Here is a 25040-nt window from a genome sequence, read left to right as displayed (position 1 = left end):
GAGAAAATGAAAAAAACAGTTCTTTTTGTCATGGTGCTGATGTTAGGCATTCTTGCTGCATGTAGCTCAAATGAGAACGAAAATGGTTCAACAGATAATAGTAAAAAAGAAGAGAGCGCCTTTACGATTGGTGTAATCCCAGTTCAAACAGAAGGTGAAATTGAAGAAGCGATGACCAAACTCCAGGGAGAACTTTCCGAAAAGTTGGATCGTGATGTAGAAATCACAACTTATCCTGACTATAACGGTGTCGTTGAAGCGATGAATTATAATCAAATCGATATGGCTTATTTTGGACCGCTTACGTATGTGATTGCACATGAGAAGAGTGGGGCTAAGGCGATTGTAACGCAGCTGATTGATGGAGAGCCGTTCTATCATTCTTATATCATTACAAATACAGAAAATGAGTGGGATACCCTTGAAGACTATCTAGAAAAGAGTGAAGAAAGAAGTTTTGCGTTTGGTGATCCAAATTCAACCTCTGGTTCTTTGATTCCTTCAATTGAACTTCAAGATCGAGGCGTTTTTGAAGATCAAGATAACAATCGTTTTGCTTCTATAGCGTACACAGGTTCTCACGATGCAACAGCTTTATCTGTACAAAATAAACAGGTTGATGCAGGAGCCATTGATAGTGCGATCTATAATCAGCTTCTTGAATCAGGGAAAATTGATGGAGATAAGCTGAAAGTGATCTGGGAATCTGAAAAGCTTTTCCAATATCCGTGGGCGGTCTCAAAAGGGACGGATGAAGAGACAATTGATCAGCTGCAGAATGCTTTCTTATCTATTGAAGATGAAACCATTTTAAATGCGTTTGGTGCGTCTGGATTTACGAAAGCAAGTAACGAAGATTATGAGAGCATCCGAAGCGCGGCGGATAAGCAAGGGATGTTAACGGAGTAAAATGGCCTGGTTTAAATGGAAGCACCTTATACTATTTCTAATAGTAATCGCATTAATGTTGTGGAGCATAGGAGTGACGGAGTTCGATGTTCGGAAGTTTAGTCAATTTAACAATATGATTGATTTTCTATCGAACTGGTTTCCGTTCAATACGTCGGTGCTTCCGTCGATGTTAAAAGCAAGTCTTGTCACATTGGGAATGGCCTTTCTTGGTAGCTTTGCTGGGTTACTTGTTGCCTTACCCGTTAGCTTGCTTGCCGCCAAAAATACAGCAGGTCCTTTTTATGGGGCTGTGCGTATTGGTTTAAGTTTCGTCCGGTCGATTCCTGAAATTGTGCTTGGTTTAATGTTTCTTACCATCGTTGGTCCCGGTCCATTTGCCGCAACAATTGCGATTATCGTTCACAATGCAAGTGTACTATCAAAGCTGATTGCAGAATTGATTGAAGCGGCTGACAAAGGTCCGCAGGAGGCAATGAAGGCGGTGGGGGCACGTCCGTTAATCGGCGCGCTTTTTTCTATCTTTCCACAAATTTGGCCGAATGTCCTCTCCCACTATTTTTATCGCTTCGAAGTAGCGATTCGAACGTCACTAATGCTTGGTTTAGTCGGTGGAGGTGGCATTGGGCAGCAGCTGTTTGTTCATTTTAAGACATTTCAGTACCAAACGGTTGCGGTCGATGTGATGCTGATTATGATCATTGTGATTGTCGTTGATTTTCTCGGAAGTAGGGTGAGGCAAAATGTCATGTAATGACGCGTTGTTAATAGTGGAAAATGGATGCGTTCGCTATCAACATGCAGAATCGTATGCATTGAATCATGTTTCTCTCACCTTTCAGCGGGGCGAGTTTGTTTGTATTCTAGGTAAAACGGGCGCAGGAAAGTCAACTTTCATTCGCACGCTAAATGGATTGCAGGCTTTAACTGAAGGGAATATTACCTATAATGGACGTTCTTTCCAAACCCTTGATCGAGAAGGCTTGAGGAGACAAAGGAAAAAGATGGGAATGATTTTTCAGCATCATCAGTTAATTCCCCGTTTAACGGTTTTGCAAAATGTCTACACGGGGTTATTTGGTTCTCGATCAACCATACGCAACATGGCAGGTTTATTTGATGAAAGTGAAAAAAGGCTTGTAAGAGACGTGGTTGAACAAGTTGAACTGTTACCTCATTTAAATAAGCGTGTGGATTTATTGAGCGGGGGTCAGAGACAACGTGTTGGTATTGCCAGGGCGCTTGCCCAGTCACCTGATGTTTTTCTTGGGGACGAGCCTGTCGCAAGTCTTGATCCAGGGACGGCTAACCGCATTTTTCAACTGCTTCGTCGTTTGCATGAGGAGCGGAATTTGTTAACCATCATTAATGTACACGATGTAAAGCTAGCGAAAAGGTATGCTTCGCGCATCGTGGCATTAAAAGAGGGGCGTGTGGTCTTCGATGATCGACCTGAGGCTTTGACAGGAGAAATAGAAGACATGCTATATGAAAGTTAAAAACGGAAGTAGGGAGAGCCCCTACTTCCGTTTTGTTATTTACTTGCGGTAATCGCAAAAGATCCTTTTTCTTTGACGTGACCAACAATGCTAGCAGTCTTTCCTTTATCGCTCATCCTTGATTGATACTCCTTCGCTTCATGATCAGGAAGACTTATCAAAAGACCTCCAGATGTAACAGCATCACAAAGGATGTATTGTTCAAGTTCTGATATGTTTTCATATCTGACTGCTTCAGATATCCAGCGATGATTCGCTTTAGATCCACCCGGGATAAAGCCTTGCTCTGCTAGCTCCAGCGTGCCAGGCAATACCGGTACGCTGTTATAGTCTATCTGAATACTAACGTTGCTTCCAGTTGCCATTTCATATGCATGTCCAAGTAATCCAAAGCCAGTGACATCTGTTACGGCATTAGGTGACAAACCAGCTAGCTCTTCCGCTGCCGTTTTGTTTAACTCGGCCATTGTTTCTGTTACGCGCTGGAGCTGTTCAGCCGTTAGCTTTTCAGGTTTAATGGCTGTTGTTTGAATGCCAACACCGATTGGCTTCGTTAAAACAATCGCGTCTCCAGGCTTAGCCCCAACGTTCATGAGGATTTTGTCTGGGTGAACGAGGCCCGTTACAGATAGCCCGAACTTTGGCTCTTGATCATCAATGGAATGTCCACCAGCTGTGACAGCGCCTGCTTCATCCACTTTATCCGCTGCGCCTTTCAAAATTTCTGTAAGAATGGAAGGAGCTAGCTTTTTAATTGGGAAACCGACTATGTTTAGAACGGTTTTCGGTACCCCGCCCATCGCGTAAACATCGCTTAATGAATTAGCCGCTGCAATCTGGCCGAACATATATGGATCATCAACGATAGGTGTAAAGAAGTCTACCGTTTGAATCATGGCAATTTCATCGGTTAGGCGGTATACGCCTGCATCGTCAGAAGTTTCAACGCCAACGAGTAAATTTGGATCTGTTTTCTTGTTAGGTAATTGACGCAAAACTTGCGTCAGGTCCTCAGGACCGATTTTGCATCCTCAACCACCTTTTGTCGAAAGGGATGTTAAACGGATGTTTTCTTGATTTGACATATAACCACCTCCTTCTCTGAGTATAAATCTTTTCATCACTTTTTTGAAATGATATAGTATGTACAACCTGAATTTCATCAGAGGAGGTCGCCAATATGAAGTATCGTGTAACGATCGAATTCTGCATGCAGTGAAACTATGCACCAAAAGCCGCGAGTTTCGCGGAATCATTATTTAACCACTTTAGACATCAGATTGAATCCCTAGAGTTAATTCCTGGATCAGGTGGTGTGTTTGAAATAACGGTAAATGGAGATCGGATCCATTCCAAAAAAGAATCAGGTCAGTACCCAGAAGTAGATTCATTTATTATAGAAATGGAAGGCAAAACATTCGAGTAGGGCACCCCGCGCGGGTGCCTTTCGTTTCGCAATAGGAGATGAGCATGTTGAAATTACTTAGAGAAATTCCGCCGATCCATCAGATTCAAGAAGCGTTATTGAAAGAAGAGCGTGGACGTGAATTTCCTCATGATTTATTGAAGCAATTGATTCAAGAAGAAGTCAATGACCTGCGTGAGGCTTTAATAAAAGAAAGATATACAGGAAAAGCTCGAGATCGTCACGGTTTTCAAAGTGAGATTATAGCGAGCATAAAAGAGAAGATGGCCTCATTGAATGCGAATCACTTAATCCCCGTTATAAATGCGACCGGCGTCGTCCTACATACGAATCTTGGAAGAGCGAGATTAAGCGATGCTGCACTAGATCATATGATGGAAGTAGCCAAAAGTTACTCCACACTCGAATATAACCTTGCAGAAGGAATCCGAGGATCCCGACATACCATTGTCGAAGAAGCGATTTGCAAGGCCACAGGGGCAGAAGCAGCTATGGTCGTCAATAACAATGCGGCAGCTGTTTTCTTGATTCTGAGTGCCCTTGCAAAAGAAAAAGAAGTGGTTGTGTCGCGAGGCGAGCTTGTTGAAATTGGAGGATCCTTTCGGGTTTCTTCCATCATGGAAGAGAGTGGGGCGCGCTTGAAGGAAGTAGGCACTACGAATAAAACACATCCCGCTGACTATGAACAAGCTGTGAACGATGAAACGGCGATGTTAATGAAAGTGCATCGTAGCAATTTTGCCATTGTTGGCTTTACGTCAGAAGTAGATCGCGAGCAATTAGCATCCATTGCAAAAAAACAGCAGGTCATTTTTTACGAAGATTTAGGAAGTGGCGCATTATACGATTATCGAAAAGATGGAATTGGAGAAGAGCCTACCGTTCAAGAAACGCTTGCTGCTGGTGCTGATTTAGTTTCATTTAGCGGTGACAAGCTACTTGGCGGGCCACAGGCAGGGATGGTTGCTGGTAAAAAAGAGCTGATCGATCGATTAAAAAGACATCAGCTTGCTCGCGTGTTACGTGTCGATAAGTTTACGCTTGCTGCTCTTGAGGCTACGTTAGGGGAACATTTATATAAAGATGGAACGAACATTCCGACGATAAGAGATATTACGGCAAAAGCAGAAGAAATACGAAAACGTGCGAGTCAGTTTAAGGAACAACTTGAAAAAAAGTGTTCTTATTATAAGGTAGAGGTGGAAGCTAGTGTTTCTCAAGTAGGTGGAGGCACGATGCCAGCGGTTGAGCTGCCGACTTATGTTGTAGCCATTCGAACGAATGATTATCCCGTGAATGAATTGGAAGAAAAGCTAAGGCGCAGCGAACAACCAATTATTACGCGAATTAAAGACGATAAAATATTAATTGACTTAAGAACGGTCACGACGGATGAGGAAGCTGTGATTCTCAGTGAGTTAGTTAATAGTGATCACTAAAAAGGCGGCCACAAAGGCCGCCTTTTGTCATTGAGTGAGAGGATTAAAACCCTTCACCATTTTTTTGTCTTGTATGATTTCTGTTTTTCACTTTATGAGAGCCTTTCATCGGTTCAGGCTGTCCAGTATGACCCTTAGGAGCGTTTTTCCTGATATCTTTAAACGTATTGCTTTCAGTCATTGCAATCCCTCCTTGTTGTTTAGTATGGACAGGTTTACGGTCCTTATTCTGATCGAATAGGACGCTGTTACCTGGTTAAACTATGGTGAAAGCACAAGAAAAGGAGGTTGGATGAATGCCATATCATAAAAATAAACAACAATCATTTCAGGCAGCACAGCAGGGCTATGAACAAGCGATTGATGCCAAAAATGAAATTGTGGTAAGTAGTAGCGGGTATGGAAAAGACTTAAAACACCTTCAGCAAGAAGTAGGGGAAGCAAAACAACAAATTGAAAACGCGTTAGTCAATGCATCTGAACATCAGCGCGCACAGTTACTGCAATTCCAACAGGACCTGCAGTCGATTGAAGCAGAAATGAACAACGAGTAATTCAAAAAACCCGTCATCTTATTGTGACGGGTTTTGAATCTATTGGCGTTTTTTTGTCTTTTTGTTGTATTGTCGCTGTTCTGCAGTCATATGCTCATGCGCATACTCATTATCATATCCTGCTCCATTTCCCTGTGCGTCAGCGTCATTCATTCCTGGTCGAACACCATTTGCTTTTCGCTTTCCCATTGTGATCACCTCCCTCATTCTAACTTGTCCTGAACAAGCGAAAATATGTGTTGATAAGCTACACTTATCAACAGCAATAACAATCTTGTTATTTACTTATGTTTAGAAATTTACTAAACTGGATAAAGGGAAGTTGAAAACGTTTTTTCGACATCCGCTTTGTTATGCAATTTGGAGGAGGGAACTACATATGGCAAATCATGAACTTTATAATTCGAAAGCAACATTCGATGCCAATGGTAAAACATATTCCTTCTATCGTCTTCAGGCGCTAGAAGAAGCAGGCATCGCTAAGGTAAGCAAGCTCCCTTACACGATCAAAATCTTGCTCGAATCCGTTTTACGTCAGTATGACGGTAAAGTAATTAAAGAAGAGCATATTGAAAATCTCGCTAAATGGGGAACTAGCGAGCAAAACAAAGATATTGACGTACCATTTAAACCTTCACGCGTTATTCTTCAAGATTTCACAGGCGTACCTGCAGTTGTTGACCTTGCGTCACTTCGTAAAGCAATGGCTGATATCGGTGGCGACCCTGACAAAATCAACCCTGAAATTCCAGTCGATCTTGTTATTGACCACTCGGTACAGGTTGATAAATACGCATCAGAGGACGCGCTTGAATTTAATATGAACAAAGAATTTGAACGTAACCTTGAGCGCTATAAATTCCTGAAATGGGCTCAAGATGCGTTTGATAATTACCGTGCTGTTCCACCAGCAACTGGAATTGTTCACCAGGTAAACTTGGAGTACGTAGCAAATGTGGTTCAAGAAAATACGGCTAACGGTGAAAACATTGCTTATCCTGATACATTATTTGGTACTGACTCTCATACAACCATGATCAACGGTCTTGGTGTTCTTGGATGGGGTGTTGGTGGTATTGAAGCTGAAGCAGGTATGCTAGGACAGCCTTCTTACTTCCCAGTTCCTGAAGTAATCGGTGTGAAGCTTACTGGAGAACTTCCAAGCGGAACAACAGCAACGGATCTTGCACTAAAAGTAACTCAGCTTCTACGTGAGAAAAAAGTAGTTGGGAAATTTGTTGAATTCTTCGGACCAGGTCTATCTGGCATGCCGCTTGCTGACCGTGCAACGATTTCCAACATGGCACCAGAGCAAGGTTCTACATGTAGCTTCTTCCCAGTTGATGAAGAAGCGCTTGAATATATGCGCTTAACTGGTCGCTCTGAAGAGCACATCAACCTTGTGCGTGAATACTCAATTGCTAACGGATTGTTCTACACGCCAGAATCTGAAGATCCTGATTTCTCAAGCGTAGTAGAACTTGATCTTGGAACGGTTGAACCAAGTCTTGCCGGACCGAAACGTCCACAGGATTTGATTGTTCTTTCTGATATGAAGAAAGAGTTTAATAAAGCCCTTACAGCTCCTCAAGGTAACCAGGGACTGGGTATGGATAAAGACGAAATTAATAAAGAAGCCGTTGTGAAGTTTAACGACGGAAAAGAAGTCACAATGAAAACCGGTGCAGTTGCGATCGCTGCGATTACAAGCTGTACAAATACTTCAAACCCATCGGTTATGCTTGGCGCAGCACTTCTTGCGAAGAAAGCTGTTGAAAAAGGACTTAAAGTTCCTGAATACGTGAAAACAAGCCTTGCACCAGGTTCAAAAGTTGTAACAGACTACCTGGATAAGTCTGGTCTTATGCCTTACCTTAGAGACCTCGGTTTCCACCTCGTTGGTTATGGCTGTACCACTTGTATTGGTAACTCTGGACCACTTAAAGAAGAAATTGAAGATGCGGTTGCAAAGAGCGACCTTACTGTAACGTCTGTCCTTTCAGGTAACCGAAACTTTGAAGGACGCATTCACCCGCTAGTGAAAGCAAACTATCTCGCTTCACCACCGCTTGTAGTTGCTTATGCGCTTGCTGGTACAGTGGACTTTGATCTTCATTCTGATTCATTTGGTAAAGATAAAGATGGAAACGATGTGTTCCTAAGCGATCTTTGGCCATCTCCTGAAGAAGTGAAGCAAGCTGTCGCTGAAACAGTAACACCAGAAATGTTTAAGCGTCAGTACAAAACAGTATTCGACGAAAACAAACGTTGGAATGAACTAAGCACAAGTGAAGGAGATCTTTATAACTGGGACGATCAGTCTACTTATATCCAGAACCCTCCATTCTTCGAAAATCTTTCAAAAGATCCAGAAGACATACATGAGCTTAAAGACCTTAGAGCGATCGCGAAGTTTGGCGATTCAGTAACGACGGACCATATTTCACCAGCTGGTGCGATTGCAAAAGATATGCCTGCAGGTCAATACCTACAAAACAACGGCGTTCGTCCGATTGACTTTAACTCTTACGGATCACGTCGTGGTAACCACGAAGTTATGATGCGCGGTACGTTTGGTAACATTCGTATTCGTAACGAAGTAGCTCCAGGCACTGAAGGCGGCTGGACAACATACTGGAATACAGATGAAGTCATGCCAATCTATGATGCTGCAATGAAGTACAAAGAAGAAGGAACAGGTCTAGTTGTTCTTGCTGGTAAAGACTACGGCATGGGAAGCTCACGTGACTGGGCTGCAAAAGGAACAAACCTTCTTGGAATTAAAACGGTAATTGCAGAAAGCTATGAAAGAATTCACCGTAGTAACCTAGTTCTAATGGGTGTACTTCCTCTTCAATTTAGAGATGGTGAAAGTGCGGATACGTATAACCTTACTGGTAAAGAAACGTTTGCTGTCGAAATTACAGAAAACGTGAAGCCGCGTGATGAGATTAACGTTACGGCGACAACTCCAGAAGGCGAAACGCAAACATTTAAAGTACTTGCTCGTTTCGATAGTGAAGTGGAAATTGACTACTATCGTCACGGTGGTATCCTTCAAATGGTTCTTCGCGACAAAATTGCAAATTAATGAGAAAAAGGGTGGCTCTTGCCATCCTTTTTTTGTGCGTTTTTTTTCCACTGGTGAACCCTTTCCACTTTTCAATTGAGGAAAGCTGAATTTTAATCTAATAAACAAAAAAATCGGATTTTTGTAATAAGTTTTAAAAAAACGGGAATACTGGTTTTAAAACCTGTTGAAAAGGAAAGGAGACTCATATGAGAAAATCTAAGAAGGTTTCGTTTAAAGAACTGGTCATGCAAAATAAATTGGAATTAATGAACGACAAGAAAGCGATTGAACGGATTGAAGAAAAATTCGAACAAAAGCATGCGAAAAATTTATAAACGGATAGATATTTCTCCTTTAGTTGCACAGCCTATAGCGTAAAGGAGGAGATTCTAATGAGTAATCCCAAAAAGTTCCCTAAATCATTTAAGCCAAACCACCTTGCTTCTGTAAATCCTGAAGCTGAGGGGAACAAAGGAAAACAAATGCAAACAAAAGGCAAAGCTGAACCGGACTACGCCCCTCCAAAAGGGAAATAGGCTGATGACAACCAGAAAGGAATGCTCTTTCTGGTTTATTTCAATTTTAACAACTTCTTTTCATTTCATGTAAAGTTGTCCAAAAGGATGGGAGTATCACGAAAGATTAGGAGACAAAAGTTTTCGGGGGGAACGATATGACAATTACAGCAAGAATTGAACCAATTACATCGATGGCGAGAAAGGGAGAACGGAATGAAGATCTTCTAGTCAAAGAACTTGAAATTAAAATGCAGCAAATGGGTTACCTTGTCCCTTATCGAGAAGAATTAAATTGGGAGCGCACCATTGCGAGTCTTGAGTTAGGGGAGGCGCAAACGCTTCATCAGCTGAAAAAAGCAGCGGCTCGAAACGATCGCGTTCTTCTCATTTATGCACGACTTTTTAAGGGCACGATTTTTCAACATCTGATTCTTCATCCTAATCAGTCTGGCATCTATCTTCCCTTTCGATTTGACGAACCGTTTGTACTGCAAGTAGAAGGGGAAAAAATATGGGTTGGTTCTTCTGTAAGGCTTCTTGAGGAATTATCATGGCTTCAAATTAGCTTTGATCAAGGAAATCACCAGGAAAGTGTGAAAGAATACTGGCAGAATCTGATCGAGATATCTAAAAAAAGCGTCACGTACATGAGCCCGATTATTTTTGAAGAAGCCATTTAGAAGATTTTAGCAGAAGAAGAAAGGGTATGGGACTCTAGGAGAGGTGATAAAAGTGGATCATAAAGAAACGTTAGGGAATGACATTTACCGCATGCTTGAAACTTCGGGGCCGCCATATGGCTGTGGGACTGCATCACTCGTAGGTGGTTTTGCAGCAAGGCTTGCAGTCATGAGCCTCACAATTTCTGATATCGAGCATGACCTACATGAGGTTCCAGGCTCTTTTTTTCTTATGTGTGATGAAGATGACCGCGAATTTCAATCCTTTCTAAGTGAAGGAGGAAATCATTCACCAAATGATGTGCCGAGTCGATTGTTAGAATGTACGTATCGACTTCTCGTAGCTCTGTCTTCTTATGAAGAGCGAATTCAGGAAAATGTGGTGGTAGATTATCGTATGGGCATTCGAATGTTGAAGCAAGTCTTCACAGCCGCTGAAAACATCCTTTTATCAAATGGGTGTTCGGCAGATGTTCGAAAAGACATGCTTTATTATGAAGGAAAGTTAGAAGGCATCTTACCTAAAAGTCTCCAGTCTTAAGCGAATATCTCGTGAATCTGAAAGCCATAATAAGCACGTAACACCTTGTCATACACAAACAGGGAGGGCTTATTTTGAAAGCAAATCCAGATGATCGACGAGATAATGCAGAAAAGTTACAGAGCATGGTACAAGATACGATAGAGAACATGCATGATGCCGAGGCATCTTTAGAATTTACAGATAGCGACCTTCAAAAAAAGGCAATAAAAGAAAAGAATCAGCGTCGAGAGCAAAGTATTCAGGCAATGAGAAATGAAATCAAAGATGAATCAAAGCAATAAAGAGCAAAGAACTGAATGACTTCACGTCATTCAGTTCTTCTCATTCATGCTTCAAAGGTGGTTTATGGTAAAATAAGAGCGACACCACGTTGAAGTTAGGAGAGGAAAGAGGATGTACATAGCAACTACGCCAATCGATGTTCGTTATGCTGAAACCGATCAAATGGGGGTTGTTTATCACGCCAACTATCTCGTTTGGTTTGAATTAGGCCGCACAACTTTAATTAATGATTTAGGTTTTCGATATGCTGATATGGAAAAAGAGGGGATTCTCTCCCCTGTCATGGATATTCAAGCAAGCTACAAACGTCCTGTTCGTTATGGAGATGAAGTCATGGTTAAAACCTGGGTGGAGTCCTATGATGGCATTCGGGTGAATTATGGGTATGAAGTGATTAATGGAGACGGTGAGATTTGCGTGACGGGAGAATCGTTGCACACGTGTGTGAAGAGAGATACGTTCCGTCCTGTATCAATCCGAAGAAAGTTTCCGGAATGGCATCATGCTTATGAAAATGCCAAAAAGCAACCTGCTTCTACTGGAGCGGAATAATGGCTTTTGGATTGTCGAAGAGTGAGCTTGCAGAATGGAAGGCAAAGGTTAAAAGCGGTGAAGTCGCTTTATTAACTCATTTTTGGTATGATCCTCGCTTTCCGCAGTTTCATTCGGTTACAAAAGCCGGATGCAACGACAAAGAGAAGCTCGCGAGATGGGGCAGTAAATACGGTTTAAAGCGAGAATGGATGCATGAACGAGAGAAGTTTCCGCACTTTGACTTACTGGGTGATGACCAGATCCGCATTCTTGAACAAGAAGGCTTACGCTCTCATATTCATCGATTTCGTTTGAAAAAGAGGCATTAAAAAACGCGAAAGCGAGAAGCTTTCGCGTTTTTCTCATTAATTTCCGTGAACGAACTGAATCTCTTCTTTATTACGGCTGAATTTCACAGTGAAATCTTGATCCTCAAAGAACCAGATATCCTTTTGTTCTATAAAAAAGGTGATCCCTTCTTCCTCAAGCATAAGAGCAGGCTCGGTTGGCTCTTCAACCGTCATGCCAAGCGAAAATCCGTCTTGCACAGTACTGCAGCCGCCTACGCGTACAAAAAAACGGAGATGGTCCCCTTTTTCAAGATCCATTTCTCTTTTAAACCAGTTTAACGCCGGTTTTGTAATTGTCATTTTCAAGTGTCATTTCCTCCTTTGCCGAACGGGTCTACTCGTACTATTATAAAGAAGTAACGGGAACTTGCAAAAAAAAAAGGTTAGGGAGCGAAAAAATGCCAAAAATTTAATAACGTATTTAACAGTATTTCGTATTTTACGTTAATTGCTCATACAATAAGGGTATAAAAGGAAGTGTAATGAGGAGGTATTCCTGATGAAAAAACAGAGAGTATGGCTGTTTTTATTCCTCATTCTTGCTGGAGGTATTTTGCTGAGCATTAAGCCGATAATGGAATACCGCAGTCAGCGTATGAATGAAATAAAGCAAGCAGCATCTATGATGGTGATGAGTGAAGCACCAAATGAAACCGTCATCTCATCGATTTCAAATAAAAATGACCAAGCTAAAACGAATATAGCCCCAGAAGTCACCACAACAGCAAAAGAGCAAAAGCCAGAGGAAATGGAAGAAACAGTAACGGATCCAGATGTTCGAATCGTAGGTCTAGGTGACTCTCTCACAAAAGGGAGTGGGGATTCGACAAATCAAGGATATATCGGCAGACTTGCAGCAAATATTGAGCACGATACGAATACATCGATATTAGTTGAAAATTACGCCGTACATGGTAGACAAACGCCGAAATTATATAAAATGTTAGAAGAAGATCACACGAAAGCTTCGCTTGCTGAAGCTGATTTGATTGTGATGAGCATTGGTGGTAATGATTTAATGAAGGTGGTAAAGGAGCATTTCCTAGACTTGCAGATCGACGTGTTTCAACAGGAACAAACGAACTATGTTGAACGACTTGATGCGATTATGAAACGTATCCGAAGCATTAATTCTGAAGCACCGATATTGTTTATTGGCCTATATAATCCATTATTAGAGAATTTTCAATCGGTGACGGAAATTGATCAAATTGTGCAAAGGTGGAATGGCGCAAGTCAAGACACAGTAGAGAAGGACGATCGTACGACGTTTGTTCCCGTATATGAATTGTTTAGTTCAGTAGATGAAAATTTGTTTTTTGAAGATGGATTTCATCCGAACGATCAAGGATATGAACTGATTGCGAGACAAATTCAATATCGATTGAAGCAAGATGCTATTGTCGAGGAAATCCCTTTTGAATAGTTCGTGTACGAGGTGAGCCTCTTTTGATAGAATAGTAGTATCAATGGAATGTGAAAAGGATAATGACCATGAAGCAATGGATGAAATGGATATTCATAAGCCTAACGCTCCTAGTTTTTATTGGAGCAGGGGCCTTTACTTATATTTATTTTAAAATGGATGATCCCGAACAAACGAATTCGAATTCACTCCCACTGAGTGATGAAATACAAGAGGTTTTTCAAGATGAACCAGAGAGTGATGAACCGAAGGAAGTTCAAATTGTAGGACTTGGTGATTCCTTAACGAAAGGTGTAGGAGACAAGGACAAAAAAGGGTATATTGGGTATGTTAGCGACCAATATTTTGAAGATGATCAGAATACAACGGTCACTCTTCAGAATTATGCCGTTACCGGAAATGAAACAGAGGATCTTCTGAAACGACTTGAAGAAGAAGACGTACAGAATGGCGTGAAAAATGCTGATTATATTTTTATAACGATTGGTGGTAATGATCTTTTTGGAGTTGTGAAAACTCATTTTATGAATTTAGATCAGCAGTATTTCACCCTTCAAAAGAAGATCTATCTTGAAAATCTGACAACGATATTAGCGAACATTCGTTATCTTAATCCTGATGCGCCGATTTATTTTACGGGCTTATTCAATCCCTTCTCAAAAGCATTTGGAAATATTCCCGAAATGAATGAAATTGTAGATGAGTGGAATCAAGGAAGCCGATCGATTATTGCCAATACCCCTGGCGCGACCTTCGTACCTGTTGCTGATTTATTTCTTGAAAGTGATGAGAATTTATTATATGAAGACGCCTTTCATCCCAACGAAGAAGGCTATCATTTAATGGGAGATCGAATTGTAACTTATTTAAAAGAAAACAACGTAGCGAATCGATAAAGGCAGGGAATGATTTATGGATACAGCAGAGAAATTTGAACAGCAATATCAAGCACTATCGGATGATTATGAAGTTCCAGAAATGATCTCACCGAAAACAAAGCTGATTTTCATATTGGAATCTCCACACGTAGCAGAAGTTCAAAACGGTGTGCTTGTGGCGGGTGCTTCAGGTGCAACGATGTCTAAGAAATTATTTGGTCCAGACTATGCAAAACCTCTCGGACTATTATTAAAAAAGCACCAACAAGAAGAGATGGAAAGACCTTCTCTTGATGTTATTGGGTTGCTAAATGTATGTAATATCCCTATGCAAGAGAGACCTTATTCCGCGAAAGACCTGGAAAGCAACCGTGAGTTGCTAGACTGTCTTGGTACGATTCGAACGTCTGCTAAGAAAACCCCGTTTAAAGAGGAATCATTAGTTGCTGCGGAAGAGCTTCTCTTAACCAAATTTAAGAACCGGTTGAAAAAACTAAGGGATCGAGAAGTGACGCTAGTTCCATGTGGACGGTTTGCTCAAAAGTATTTTCAACTCGCGAACGTGTCGAGTGATAAATGGACGGTCCTAATGGATGTTCCTCATCCAAGCTATAATTCTTGGAGTCGTGACCGTTACCAACAATCTATAAATAAGGTGATTGAGGTGTTTAATCGTCATAAAATATAAGGATGTTTATGAAATAGAACGGAAAGCCCCATTCGAATTCGAATGGGGCTTTTTTCATGAAGCAGGAAAACACACAGGACAAATGCATAAATATTGACTCCGTTGTAATATAAATGTAATGAAAGGAGGGTTGACATAATGAAAAAATGGGCAGCTTTACTTCTGGTATCGTTGGTATTGGTGAGCGGATATGCAATTACTCCTCACGATTCGAGTGAAATGGTTCAGGTATCAGCATACGTCGTTCAGGATGAAGATCTACCTTACTGTCATTAATTAAAGAAAAGGGGTCTGTTGTGTGTCTGCACCTTTCCAGTTTATAGTAAACCGAATGAATAGCCCGTGATCTCTTTGAAAGGAGGACATGCTATGGAAGAGCTTACATTGTTTATTACGGCAGGACTTTTCTTCGTGTCTCTCTTTAATTTCATCGTTATCTTGATTGAAAAAACAAAACATAAATAAGTTACGCATTTTGGATCAATCCAATTTTCTTCGCATAATGATCAACATGGTCTTTAAAGACTTGATTTTGATCGAGTTCAAAAATCGTAGAGGCGGTGGCAAGATATTCGTAAGCTAACTCTTGATTTCCGAGTAGATAGTGAAGCTTGCCACATTGATAGCTAAGTTCACCAAAAAGGTAAAGGCGCTGTTTCTCTCGACATAATAAAAAACCTTCTCGTGCGATAGACAAAGCTTTTTCGTAGTTTCTACAATTGGATAACGCTTTCGAATAATTATAATAGAGACGAATTTCAATCGTTTCGTCATTAATAATGGGGAAAAAGCGAACATGATACAGTGCCTTGTGAAATAACGGTAGCGCACGTTCCCAATCTTTTTCCTCACTATGCAAAATCGCCATGCTAATGAGTAATTCAATTTCTCGTTCTGAGTAATTTTTCGAAGTGGTCGCTGTAAGGTGGAGGGCTTCATCTAGAAGCTGAAGTGCAGTATGAGTGTCATGATCTATATAATAGGTGCAAATCGCTTTGTGCCAGAGATAGAATTGTTTATTCTTCACAGTTCGAAAAAGGGGGTTCGCTTCTTCTGCTTCAAGGATTTCAGCAACTTCGCGATATTCACGTCGTTTTATGTGTTTTCTAATTTGTCGAATCACTTCATTCACATAATCCAGGCGAGGTGTTTCCTTCATGTGAAAAAAATAGTTAATATCTACACCGAGTCTTGATGCCAACTGATAAAGTAGTTCAGCAGAAGGTGAGACGTCATTATTTTCAATTTGGCTAATTAATGCTTGTGTACAGATGCCTTCTGATAAATCGGACTGTGAGAGTCCAAGGTACATTCGAAGTTCGCGCATTGCATATCCGAGTGTATCCTGACGCACCTGCAATCCCCCTTTTTTACCCTCATTGTATCACGAATCCCTGTTAAATACATATTTTCCTAATTATTTAATACCATAATAATATTATGTAAACAATATTCCTTGCAGGATTTTCTCATTTATTCGAGAACCTCTTACGTGAAACTATTCCATTAAGAGGAGGAGAACGATTGTCTTATTTACCATCATTTGAATTAACCAATCAAGTCGTTGTCGTGACTGGCGCAGGAAAAGGAATTGGGAGAGCACTTGCGATAGGAGCGGCCGAAGCAGGGGCTGATGTAGTAGTCCTAGCAAGAACAGAAGCAGATATTCAGGAAACAGCTGGACTTGTTCGCGATGTTGGTCGAAAGGCTTACCCCATTCAAGCTGACATAACAAAAAAGGGCGATTTAACAGAAGCTGTTCAACAAATTGAAAAAGAAGCTGGAAAGATTAACGTGCTCATTAATAACGCAGGAATGAATATTCGTTCAAAAGCGAGCGATGTGACTGAGGCGGAGTGGACGTCCATTTTCCAAACAAATTTGCAGGGCGCTTTTTTTATGTCGCAAAAGTGTGCAGAAGTAATGAAAGAAGGCGGAGGGGGAAAGATTATTAACATCACTTCTGTCGCGGGCCACGTTGCGTTAAGAACAGGCGTCGCATATGCAGCATCGAAAGCTGGTATGATACAGATGACAAAAAACCTTGCACTTGAATGGGCAGAGAATGGTATTACAGTTAATGGAATTGGGCCGTGGTATTTTAAGACACCACTTACTGAAAAGCTACTGCAAGATGAGCAGTACTTAGCAGATATTCTAACTCGTACTCCAATGAAGCGAGTGGGTGAACTAAAAGATTTAGTTGGAGCAGCCGTATTCTTATCCTCTGAAGCATCAAATTACATAACAGGTCAGACGCTGTTTGTAGATGGTGGAATGACGAGCTATGGATTTTAGAAAAACCGTTACTCAGGTGAGTAACGGTTTTCTATTAGTCTACTAAATCAGCTGAGAAGCTTGGCGCAGTTAGGCCAGCATCTTCGTAAACTGTAGCCATTTTTTCTTCAAAAGATGCGAATTGTGCATCAGATTCTTCATAAGTTGCTTCCGGCTCGTCAGAAAGATTAGCGGCACGAGTTTCATAAGATTTAGCAAGATCCTCTAATGCTGCTTCGATGTCACTTTTGTAAGTATCTAGTTCAGCTGGAATTTCAACAGCACGAACATCTTCAGCCACCTTTTTGGCAGCTGCTTCAGCATCAGACTTCATTGTAGCAAGTTCTTCATCAGATGGTTTTTCTTCAGCCACTTTTGCCGCTTCAAAAGCGTAAATTGGGCTATCACTTTCATTGATGGTTTGAATTAAGTTCATTTGGAAGTCAAGAAGATCACTCTTTACATCCGTTTCACTTGCTTCTTCGGTGCTTCCTGAATTGTTAGCATTTGTACTTGTATCGTTTGCTTCATTGTTGCTACAAGCAGCTACAAAAACGAAAACAAGCAGCATGAATAGGGGTAAAAATCTTTTCATTCAAAACCCTCCTAATTTTTAGAAAAATACCTTTCGAATACAAATTTTAGTGTATAAGATCCAGTTTGTAAACTAAATAAAGAAAAATTGTCATAAAATGTAATAAGTAAAACTATTCAGAAAAATGCTGGTGAAGAGATCGGTTTAAATATGTTATTGTGAAGAGGGAAAATATTGGTTTAGGGAGTGAACATGTTGATTTTATTTAATCATGATTTATTGAGTAGAGATGAGGCAACAATAGATATTGAAGATCGAGGCTACCAATTTGGTGACGGTGTCTATGAAGTTATACGTATTTATAATGGTGTTTTCTTTGAATTGGAAGCTCACCTCGATCGTTTGGAAAGAAGCGCAGGCGAAATAAAAATCGCTTTACCATTTAATCAGGAAGAACTTAAAGCCAATTTAGAGAAGCTCATCGAGCAAGATCCCGTCCAGAGTGGACATGTCTACATGCAGGTGACGAGAGGGGTTGCTCCAAGAAATCACCCGTTCCCAGCACAGGCAGATCCAGTCTTTGTAGCCTATACAAAAGAATATGAAACAGAGCCTTCAAGGGCACCAGGACGAGCTGTTTTCACAGAAGATATTCGTTGGCTAAGGTGTGATATTAAAAGCTTGAATCTACTCGGAAATGTTCTGGCAAAACAGTTTGCAAATGAACAAAATGTAGATGAAGCGATTTTTCATCGAGGAGAATGGATAACGGAAGGAAGCTCAACGAACGTATTTATTGTAAAAAACAAGACGCTTTATACACACCCTGCTAACCATCTTATTCTTGATGGAATTACAAGGAGAGTTGTGCTTTCAATTGCGAATGATTTGGGGATAAAAGTAAAGGAAGAAGCGTTTACAAAGCAAGACCTTCTCGAGAGTGATGAAGTATTTATTTCCAGTACGACTCAAGAAGTAAGACCGATTGTTGAGGTAGATGGTGTACGAATTGCAGATGGAAAAGAAGGGGAACTAACCGCTTCCATTCACGCAGAATTTACTGGTCGTTTATCTTAGCAGAGTGATTCATACGAAAATCTTTTTAGTTTGTGTAGTTGAATTTTGCACATAATAGTGTTACTGTTATCTTTGGCTATATGTGAATGAAGAGTTGCTTGTTCCGAGCGTTTTCCAACATTAGGAAAATGCTTTTTTTGAACATTATCAGGAGATTTTTCTCCCGTCTATAGCATTTAATGCATTTAAAAGTAAAAAGGAGTTTTTAAAAGTTGAAAAAATTTCAAGATCTAGGTTTAAGTAATACGCTGCTAGAAGCAGTTAATCAAATGGGATTCGAAGAAACAACACCAATTCAAGCAGGAACAATTCCTCTAGCGCTTGAAGGCAACGACGTTATCGGTCAGGCTCAAACTGGTACTGGTAAAACAGCTGCATTTGGTATCCCAATGATTGAAAAGATCGACACTTCTCTCTCTCATGTACAGGGAATTATTCTTGCGCCAACACGTGAGCTTGCTGTACAGGTTGCAGAAGAATTGAACCGCATTGGTCAAGCGAAAGGAGTGCGTGCCCTTCCTATATACGGTGGCCAAAGCATCGTTCACCAAATCAAAGCACTTAAAAAGAGACCTCAGCTCGTTGTAGCGACGCCAGGCCGTCTTATTGATCATATGGAACGTAAAACGATTCGTCTTTCAGAAGTTTCATTTGTTGTTCTAGATGAAGCAGACGAAATGCTTAACATGGGCTTCATTGAAGATATCGAAAAAATCCTTAAAGGTGTTCCAGAAAAGCGTCAAACGCTTCTATTCTCAGCGACGATGCCAAAACGTATCGCAATCCTTGCAGAGAAATTCATGAGCAACCCTGAAACAGTTAGAACGAAATCAAAAGAAATGACTGTTCCATCAATCGAACAGCATTACTATGAAGTTCGTGATTCTAAGAAATTCGATATTCTTTGTCGCCTTCTTGATACTCAGTCTCCTGAGCTTGCGATTGTATTTGCAAGAACAAAGAAACGCGTTGATGAAGTATCTGAAGGACTTAAGAAACGCGGCTATATGGCTGAAGGGATTCACGGTGACCTTCCACAAGGGAAACGTGACCAAGTTATTAAACAATTTAAAGACAGCACAATTGATATCATGGTAGCAACAGACGTTGCTGCACGTGGTCTTGACATTAGTGGTGTGACACACGTTTATAACTTTGACATTCCTCAGGATCCTGAAAGCTACGTTCACAGAATCGGTCGTACTGGCCGTGCAGGTAAGTCAGGTCTTGCTTCAACATTCATTACTCCACGTGAGTACGATCACCTTAAAGTGATTGAGAAAATTACGAAGAAGTCTATGCAAAAACGTACGATCCCAAGCTTTGCTGAAGCAATGGAAGGCCAGCAACAAATGGCGATTCAACAGCTACAAAGCACAATTGAAGAACAGGATCATTCAGGATACCGCTCATCTGCTGAACAGCTTCTTGACGATCATGATTCTGTAACGCTTCTTTCTGCAGCACTTAAGTTGCTTACAAAAGAACCGGATACAACTCCAGTTAAGATTACTGAGATCGCACCACTTCGTGCGAAGAAAGCTCATAATCGTGGCGGAGGCGGTGGCAACCGCAACCGTAACCGTAACAATGATCGCGGTCGCAAAGGTGGCAGCGGTGGCGGATATCGCGGAGACCGTAACAGCGGAGGCGCGAACAAGCGTCGTAAGTTCAATGACAAAGGAAACAAATAAGACACGTTAAAAGTCGGGAGAAATCCCGGCTTTTTTTATTTTTTTGATCGTTTCAAGGATTAGAAAAATCCAATCATATCCTTCTGCGCTGTCATTGACTATTATAAGAGATTATTTTTAGACAATACTGGGAAAATGTCATTGAAAGCGTTATTCTTAGAGAGACACTATTTACGGAAAGGCAGCGGGATACTATGAAGCATAATCACCAGTCAAAGACAAAAATAAAAGAAGACGCCCTGCTTGAACGTCTTGCCCTCATCGAAACAAAGCTAGAACAATCAGAAGCATCGAAAATCAATCAATTGATTGATAAATTGAAGAGCGGTGAACAGCACTTTCTTTTTTCAGGTCACTTTTCTGCAGGAAAGTCTTCATTAATTAATGCGTTATTTGATACAAATTTACTGCCCTCAAGTCCCATTCCAGCAAGTGCCAATACGGTGCGGATCCGGTCTGGAGAATCGGGTGCTGCCGTTTATTTTATAAATGGAAAAAAGATGGTTTTTAAAGCGCCTTATGATATCGATCAAGTAAAAAGCTATTGTTTAAATGGAGAAGAAGTTGAACGCGTCGAATTATCTGCGCCGTCTCCAATTGAAGAAGACGTTATTTTCATTGATACACCTGGGATTGATTCAACTGACGAAGCACATCGGTTATCAACTGAATCATCGATGTATTTAGCGGACGTTGTTTTCTATGTGATGGATTATAATCATGTTCAATCAGAAGTCAACTATCAGTTTATTCGAGAGTTATACCGTCAAAATAAGAAGATCATTTTAATTGTGAATCAAATTGACAAACATAACGAAGATGAAATCTCATTCAACGCTTTTAAGAAGTCAGTGGTGCAGTCATTTGAAACGTGGGGAATGTCATTGGAATCCTTTTTCTTTATTTCCCTACGTGATCATAATCATCCTCACAACCAATTTCACCAATTGAAAAGTTATATTGAAGGTCTTTCTAAGAAAACAGCAGAGGATAAAATAGTACGGGTGTCCAATGCTGCAATTGAATTGATTAACAATATGGATACAGTTGTGGAAGATCGTGAAGTCATGCAGGCTTATGAGGAGATGGAGAAGAAACTTTCTTTCTCAAAGGAGCGTATTAAGCTTATTGAAGAGGAGTTTCAATCTGAAGGTTCTTCGATTCAAAAGAGTGCTATTTTAATGCCTTATGAAGTAAGGGAAGCTGGGCGTGACTATCTTGAATCATTGCAGCCTGGTTTTAAAGTAGGACTGGTTTTTCGTGAGAAAAAAACGCAACAGGAACGTTTGAACCGTTATGAGTCATTTGTATCGGGGTTAGAGGAACAAGTAAAGTCTCAGCTCGAATGGCATTACCAGGAGCTACTGAAACAGCTAATTTCGACGGCAGCGTTAACAAAAGTTGAGCCGCCTGTTCTAGATGAACCATTTCTTATCGATTTTAGTGTTATCCAAGAAGAAGCAAAAAAAGGAAACGGTGCAACGGGTGAAGCGGTTCTTCATTACACTGAAAATATCGCTCATAGCATGAAAACTCAAATAAAACAGCAAGCAGAAAAACGAAAAAATTTGCTGATTGAGCAAGTGGATCGAGAGCATAAGCAAATCGCTATTGAGCTTCAAACTTCTTTTAAAGAGCACGTTGGGGAAAAGGAATCAGAAATGCTCTTAGCCGAGATGGAAACCATCAGCGAGAAAACAACTGAACTCATGTCGATTCTTCGAGGAGACCGTGATGAAGAGGCCAGTGCAGTTCAGAAGAGTGTCCGGAAAGATGAAGAGTTAGAAGAAATCATCATTGTGGAATCTGTAAAAGAAACCAATTCAGAAGGTAAAAGTGATAACAGCTCTTTGGAAGAAGTAGCAGTGGAAAAGAAGGATGATGAACTTCCTACTTCTGAAACGACGGTTCATGCGCTTCAAAATCTGGCGACAGAACTTACTGATTTGCCGGGCTTCCTGCATACGAAGCAAAATCTCATTAAGAAAGCGAGAAAGTTAACGGAAAAATCCTACACGGTTGCGTTATTTGGCGCATTTAGTGCAGGGAAATCGTCTTTTGCCAACGCTCTAATCGGTGAGAAAATCTTGCCTTCTTCTCCAAATCCAACGACGGCAACGCTTAATCGAATTTGTCCTGTTACAGAAGAGCATGCCCATAAAACAGCGATGATTCACTATAAAACGGAGGAAGAGCTTCTTGAAGACTTAAATCATTCGCTTTCTTTTTTTGGAGAACAGGCTTTTTCACTTCGAGACTGTATGCATATTATTTCAGCCGGTAAACTGTTTAAGCGGGAGTCAGCTGAGACAAAGCCTCATGCGCTATTTCTTCGTGCAGTTTTAAAAGGAGAAGGCGAACTTTCGTATCTTGGAATGAAACGAGAAGTGACGTTGGAAGAATACGAGGATATGGTCGTAAACGAAGCAAAAGCGGCGTTTATCTCATCCATTTCATTGTATTATGATTGTGCCCTTACACAAGAAGGTATTACGCTTGTGGACACACCTGGAGCGGATTCGATCAATGCGAGGCATACGGGTGTTGCTTTTCAATATATGAAAGCAGCTGACGCTATTCTATATGTGACTTATTACAACCATGCCTTTTCTAAAGCAGATCGTGAATTTTTAATTCAGCTAGGCCGTGTGAAAGATGTGTTTGAGATGGATAAGATGTTCTTTCTGTTAAATGCTTCTGATTTGGCTGAAAATGATGATGAGCTCCTCACTGTGCTTGATCATGTGAAAAAACAGCTCCAACAGTATGGGATTCGATATCCAGCTCTTTATCCGGTATCAAGCCTTGCAGGGATGCTTGCCTCACATGGCTTAAGTGAAAAAGAGAATGAATTTCTTTCGAGATTACCTGAAAAACTGAAAAACAAAGGTGGTCTTGCATCGTTTGAAGAACGATTTTACCAATTTATCCGAGCAGATTTATCAAAAATGGCAGTGGAAACAAGCATTAGTGAAATAAATCGGGTAAGAGAAGAGATTGATGGCTGGATTGAGAATTTTGAATTGAATGCTAATGAAAAAGAAGCACAGCTGGACCGTTTGCACCATGAAAGTGATAAAGCAACCGAGGGAGTGGAGCGTTACGACATAGCAACTTCTGTGAAACAAATTGAACAGGAGCTAACGGAGCTCGTCCATTACATGCCACAACGTCTATTTTATCGCTTTAATGATTTCTTTAAGGAAGCATTTAACCCTTCCATTATTCAAAATCGGGAAGGACTTCATCATGCGTCAAGGTCTCTGCTTGAAGATATTACTCAAGATCTGCTTCAAGAATTAAGGGCAGCTTCTCTTCGGATCGATCGATTTATAAACCGAGAGCTTCAAAAAAACGAGAAAGAAATGCAACTTACAATTCGGAACCACTTATCAGATTTTCGCTATTCCATAAACGATACAAAGGAGATGGCAACACCTGCATTTACTGCTTCACTATCAAGTTGGATTAGTAGCGAAACCATTCAAAAGCTCGCGCGCAGTTCATTCAAGTCTCCAAAGCAATTTTTTGAACAAAATGGAAGAGAAGACTTACATGATGTGTTAAAAAAGGAATTTCAACAGCCAGTGAATGATTATTTAACTGCGGAGAAACAGGTGATTGAGTCTGTAGCGACGAATTTTTATGAAGAAAACCTAAATGACATGAAGCGCGAGATTCAGAAAGAAATAAAGGTATACATTGAAAATAGAAAAATGATGTTAAATAGTGAGCTATCTAAAGCTTTCTTGAAAACTAAACAAGGAAATGTAGCAAAAATTCAAATGAACTTATTGGGGGAATAAACGATGAAAAATCTTGTTTCCGTTGAATGGCTTGCACATCATTTACACGATGAACACCTTGTGATTGTCGATTGTCAGTTTGAACTAGGACAGCCTGAAAGTGGCTATTCTGCTTATTTAGAAGGACATATTCCCGGTGCCCTTTATGCGGATTTGGAAAAGGATCTATCAGGAGAAGTCGGGGAACACGGAGGTAGACATCCATTACCAGATCAAGAGCAGCTTCAAGAACTAGTTGAGAGATTAGGGATACAGCATGATTCCAAAGTAATTGTCTATGATCATGAATATGGGGCCATGGCAGCAAGGTTATGGTTCTTACTTGGTTTTGCCGGTCATAAAGAACGTGCTGTACTTGATGGAGGGCTAAGATCCTGGAGAGGGGAGGGGCATAAACTCGAAACCAGGGTTCCAAATGTGAGTCGTTCGGAATACCCCATTAGTCTTGATAAATCAATGATTGTTTCCATGAGTGATGTGAAGCTCGCACAGAAAGAAGGGCGAACCATCATAGATTCACGTGCACCAGAACGCTTTAGTGGAGAACAAGAGCCAATGGATTCAAAAGCTGGGCATATCCCTGGAGCGATCAATTATTTCTGGAAAGATAACTTCAACGAAAATCAAAAATGGAAAGGCGCTGATAAGAGAGTAGGGGAGAACGAGCACGGTGAGGAGCCAATTGTGTACTGTGGTTCTGGCGTGACGGCTTGTGTGAATTTGCTAGCTTTTCAGGAAGCTGGCATTCATGCGAAGCTTTACCCAGGTAGCTATAGTGATTGGGTATCTTATAAAGACAATCCGGTCGATCCTGCTTAAATGAAAGCCAGCCCAACGGGCTGGCTTTTTTT

The 25040-nt window shown here is 40.8% G+C and carries 29 protein-coding genes and 1 pseudogene; 24 read left to right on the top strand and 6 right to left on the bottom strand.

What is annotated here, in order from left to right:
• Positions 1-6: 6 nt before the first annotated feature.
• The 3 genes from phnD (at position 7) to phnC (ending at position 2408) form a co-directional block, all read left to right on the top strand.
• A complete protein-coding gene (gene phnD, locus LC090_RS11740; RefSeq protein ID WP_226658223.1) occupies positions 7-909 on the top strand; it encodes a phosphate/phosphite/phosphonate ABC transporter substrate-binding protein in 903 nt (300 codons plus the stop codon).
• Between the two features lie 73 nt (positions 910-982).
• Complete coding sequence (gene phnE / locus LC090_RS11735) at positions 983-1663, top strand: phosphonate ABC transporter, permease protein PhnE (RefSeq protein ID WP_369522749.1); 681 nt, start codon at positions 983-985, stop codon at positions 1661-1663.
• On the top strand, positions 1653-2408 hold the full coding sequence (gene phnC, locus LC090_RS11730; protein ID WP_226658221.1) for a phosphonate ABC transporter ATP-binding protein: 756 nt from the start codon (positions 1653-1655) through the stop codon (positions 2406-2408). The genes phnE and phnC overlap by 11 nt, the downstream gene beginning before the upstream one ends.
• Positions 2409-2443: 35 nt before the next feature.
• Here phnC and selD read toward each other — a convergent pair whose 3' ends face one another.
• Complete coding sequence (gene selD / locus LC090_RS11725) at positions 2444-3493, bottom strand: selenide, water dikinase SelD (RefSeq protein ID WP_226658220.1); 1050 nt, start codon at positions 3491-3493, stop codon at positions 2444-2446.
• 146 nt (positions 3494-3639) lie between these two features.
• Between selD and LC090_RS22080 the strand changes: the two are divergent.
• Positions 3640-3834, top strand: a pseudogene (locus LC090_RS22080) (Rdx family protein); the annotation flags it as partial.
• A gap of 44 nt (positions 3835-3878) precedes the next feature.
• Positions 3879-5273 carry an L-seryl-tRNA(Sec) selenium transferase gene (selA, locus tag LC090_RS11715; RefSeq protein WP_226658219.1) on the top strand — a complete coding sequence of 465 codons (1395 nt, stop codon included), beginning with the start codon at positions 3879-3881 and terminating at the stop codon, positions 5271-5273.
• A gap of 43 nt (positions 5274-5316) precedes the next feature.
• Here selA and LC090_RS11710 read toward each other — a convergent pair whose 3' ends face one another.
• On the bottom strand, positions 5317-5454 hold the full coding sequence (locus LC090_RS11710; protein ID WP_098443510.1) for a small acid-soluble spore protein P: 138 nt from the start codon (positions 5452-5454) through the stop codon (positions 5317-5319).
• 115 nt (positions 5455-5569) lie between these two features.
• Between LC090_RS11710 and LC090_RS11705 the strand changes: the two genes are divergently transcribed.
• Entirely contained in the window at positions 5570-5827 is a 258-nt protein-coding gene (locus LC090_RS11705) for a hypothetical protein (protein ID WP_226658218.1), read from the top strand.
• A 39-nt stretch (positions 5828-5866) separates the two neighbouring features.
• On the opposite strand, the gene sspO is transcribed toward LC090_RS11705, so the two are convergent.
• Positions 5867-6016 carry a small acid-soluble spore protein O gene (gene sspO, locus LC090_RS11700; RefSeq protein WP_224600037.1) on the bottom strand — a complete coding sequence of 50 codons (150 nt, stop codon included), beginning with the start codon at positions 6014-6016 and terminating at the stop codon, positions 5867-5869.
• Between the two features lie 190 nt (positions 6017-6206).
• Here sspO and acnA point away from each other — a divergent pair, with 190 nt between their 5' ends.
• The 8 genes from acnA (at position 6207) to LC090_RS11660 (ending at position 11787) form a co-directional block, all read left to right on the top strand.
• Positions 6207-8918 (top strand): aconitate hydratase AcnA, encoded by a 2712-nt coding sequence (gene acnA / locus LC090_RS11695; RefSeq protein ID WP_226658217.1) that lies wholly within the window; start codon positions 6207-6209, stop codon positions 8916-8918.
• Between the two features lie 188 nt (positions 8919-9106).
• Complete coding sequence (locus LC090_RS11690) at positions 9107-9235, top strand: FbpB family small basic protein (RefSeq protein WP_226658216.1); 129 nt, start codon at positions 9107-9109, stop codon at positions 9233-9235.
• A gap of 57 nt (positions 9236-9292) precedes the next feature.
• The gene (sspN, locus tag LC090_RS11685) at positions 9293-9436 is read left to right on the top strand and encodes a small acid-soluble spore protein N (RefSeq protein ID WP_226658215.1); all 144 of its coding nucleotides are present in this window, start codon (positions 9293-9295) and stop codon (positions 9434-9436) included.
• 137 nt (positions 9437-9573) lie between these two features.
• The gene (locus LC090_RS11680) at positions 9574-10098 is read left to right on the top strand and encodes a hypothetical protein (protein WP_226658214.1); all 525 of its coding nucleotides are present in this window, start codon (positions 9574-9576) and stop codon (positions 10096-10098) included.
• Positions 10099-10150: 52 nt separating this feature from the next.
• Positions 10151-10639: a hypothetical protein gene (locus LC090_RS11675; protein WP_226658213.1), complete on the top strand. Its 489-nt coding sequence runs from the start codon at positions 10151-10153 to the stop codon at positions 10637-10639.
• Between the two features lie 71 nt (positions 10640-10710).
• Positions 10711-10923 (top strand): small acid-soluble spore protein Tlp, encoded by a 213-nt coding sequence (gene tlp, locus LC090_RS11670; RefSeq protein WP_226658457.1) that lies wholly within the window; start codon positions 10711-10713, stop codon positions 10921-10923.
• 112 nt (positions 10924-11035) lie between these two features.
• Positions 11036-11476 (top strand): acyl-CoA thioesterase, encoded by a 441-nt coding sequence (locus tag LC090_RS11665; RefSeq protein WP_226658212.1) that lies wholly within the window; start codon positions 11036-11038, stop codon positions 11474-11476.
• Entirely contained in the window at positions 11476-11787 is a 312-nt protein-coding gene (locus tag LC090_RS11660; RefSeq protein WP_226658211.1) for a hypothetical protein, read from the top strand. Before LC090_RS11665 ends, LC090_RS11660 begins: the two co-directional genes overlap by 1 nt.
• A gap of 36 nt (positions 11788-11823) precedes the next feature.
• Here LC090_RS11660 and LC090_RS11655 read toward each other — a convergent pair whose 3' ends face one another.
• Positions 11824-12114 carry a HesB/YadR/YfhF family protein gene (locus tag LC090_RS11655; protein WP_226658210.1) on the bottom strand — a complete coding sequence of 97 codons (291 nt, stop codon included), beginning with the start codon at positions 12112-12114 and terminating at the stop codon, positions 11824-11826.
• 193 nt (positions 12115-12307) lie between these two features.
• Here LC090_RS11655 and LC090_RS11650 point away from each other — a divergent pair, with 193 nt between their 5' ends.
• The 5 genes from LC090_RS11650 (at position 12308) to LC090_RS22255 (ending at position 15265) form a co-directional block, all read left to right on the top strand.
• A complete protein-coding gene (locus LC090_RS11650; protein ID WP_226658209.1) occupies positions 12308-13234 on the top strand; it encodes a GDSL-type esterase/lipase family protein in 927 nt (308 codons plus the stop codon).
• A gap of 68 nt (positions 13235-13302) precedes the next feature.
• Positions 13303-14130: an SGNH/GDSL hydrolase family protein gene (locus tag LC090_RS11645; RefSeq protein WP_226658208.1), complete on the top strand. Its 828-nt coding sequence runs from the start codon at positions 13303-13305 to the stop codon at positions 14128-14130.
• A gap of 16 nt (positions 14131-14146) precedes the next feature.
• Positions 14147-14800, top strand: a complete 654-nt coding sequence (locus LC090_RS11640) for a uracil-DNA glycosylase family protein (RefSeq protein WP_226658207.1) — start codon at positions 14147-14149, stop codon at positions 14798-14800.
• A gap of 138 nt (positions 14801-14938) precedes the next feature.
• The gene (locus LC090_RS11635) at positions 14939-15076 is read left to right on the top strand and encodes a hypothetical protein (RefSeq protein ID WP_226658206.1); all 138 of its coding nucleotides are present in this window, start codon (positions 14939-14941) and stop codon (positions 15074-15076) included.
• Between the two features lie 93 nt (positions 15077-15169).
• The gene (locus LC090_RS22255; protein ID WP_425589651.1) at positions 15170-15265 is read left to right on the top strand and encodes a putative holin-like toxin; all 96 of its coding nucleotides are present in this window, start codon (positions 15170-15172) and stop codon (positions 15263-15265) included.
• Between the two features lies 1 nt (position 15266).
• On the opposite strand, the gene LC090_RS11630 is transcribed toward LC090_RS22255, so the two are convergent.
• Positions 15267-16154 (bottom strand): helix-turn-helix domain-containing protein, encoded by an 888-nt coding sequence (locus LC090_RS11630; protein WP_226658205.1) that lies wholly within the window; start codon positions 16152-16154, stop codon positions 15267-15269.
• Between the two features lie 170 nt (positions 16155-16324).
• Between LC090_RS11630 and LC090_RS11625 the strand changes: the two genes are divergently transcribed.
• Positions 16325-17098: an SDR family NAD(P)-dependent oxidoreductase gene (locus tag LC090_RS11625; protein WP_226658204.1), complete on the top strand. Its 774-nt coding sequence runs from the start codon at positions 16325-16327 to the stop codon at positions 17096-17098.
• A gap of 34 nt (positions 17099-17132) precedes the next feature.
• On the opposite strand, the gene LC090_RS11620 is transcribed toward LC090_RS11625, so the two are convergent.
• Complete coding sequence (locus tag LC090_RS11620) at positions 17133-17672, bottom strand: hypothetical protein (protein ID WP_226658203.1); 540 nt, start codon at positions 17670-17672, stop codon at positions 17133-17135.
• Positions 17673-17864: 192 nt separating this feature from the next.
• Between LC090_RS11620 and dat the strand changes: the two genes are divergently transcribed.
• The 4 genes from dat (at position 17865) to LC090_RS11600 (ending at position 25008) form a co-directional block, all read left to right on the top strand.
• Positions 17865-18689: a D-amino-acid transaminase gene (gene dat / locus LC090_RS11615; protein ID WP_226658202.1), complete on the top strand. Its 825-nt coding sequence runs from the start codon at positions 17865-17867 to the stop codon at positions 18687-18689.
• A gap of 212 nt (positions 18690-18901) precedes the next feature.
• The gene (locus tag LC090_RS11610) at positions 18902-20383 is read left to right on the top strand and encodes a DEAD/DEAH box helicase (protein WP_226658201.1); all 1482 of its coding nucleotides are present in this window, start codon (positions 18902-18904) and stop codon (positions 20381-20383) included.
• Between the two features lie 194 nt (positions 20384-20577).
• Positions 20578-24189, top strand: coding sequence for a dynamin family protein (locus LC090_RS11605; RefSeq protein WP_226658200.1), 3612 nt, complete (start codon positions 20578-20580; stop codon positions 24187-24189).
• A gap of 3 nt (positions 24190-24192) precedes the next feature.
• The gene (locus LC090_RS11600) at positions 24193-25008 is read left to right on the top strand and encodes a sulfurtransferase (RefSeq protein WP_226658199.1); all 816 of its coding nucleotides are present in this window, start codon (positions 24193-24195) and stop codon (positions 25006-25008) included.
• Positions 25009-25040: the final 32 nt, after the last annotated feature.

The organism is Guptibacillus hwajinpoensis, assembly GCF_020524165.1.
Classification (GTDB): domain Bacteria; phylum Bacillota; class Bacilli; order Bacillales; family Guptibacillaceae; genus Guptibacillus; species Guptibacillus hwajinpoensis_D.
Note: the sequence above shows the minus strand (reverse complement) of the source record. Positions and strands in the feature narration are given on the sequence as shown.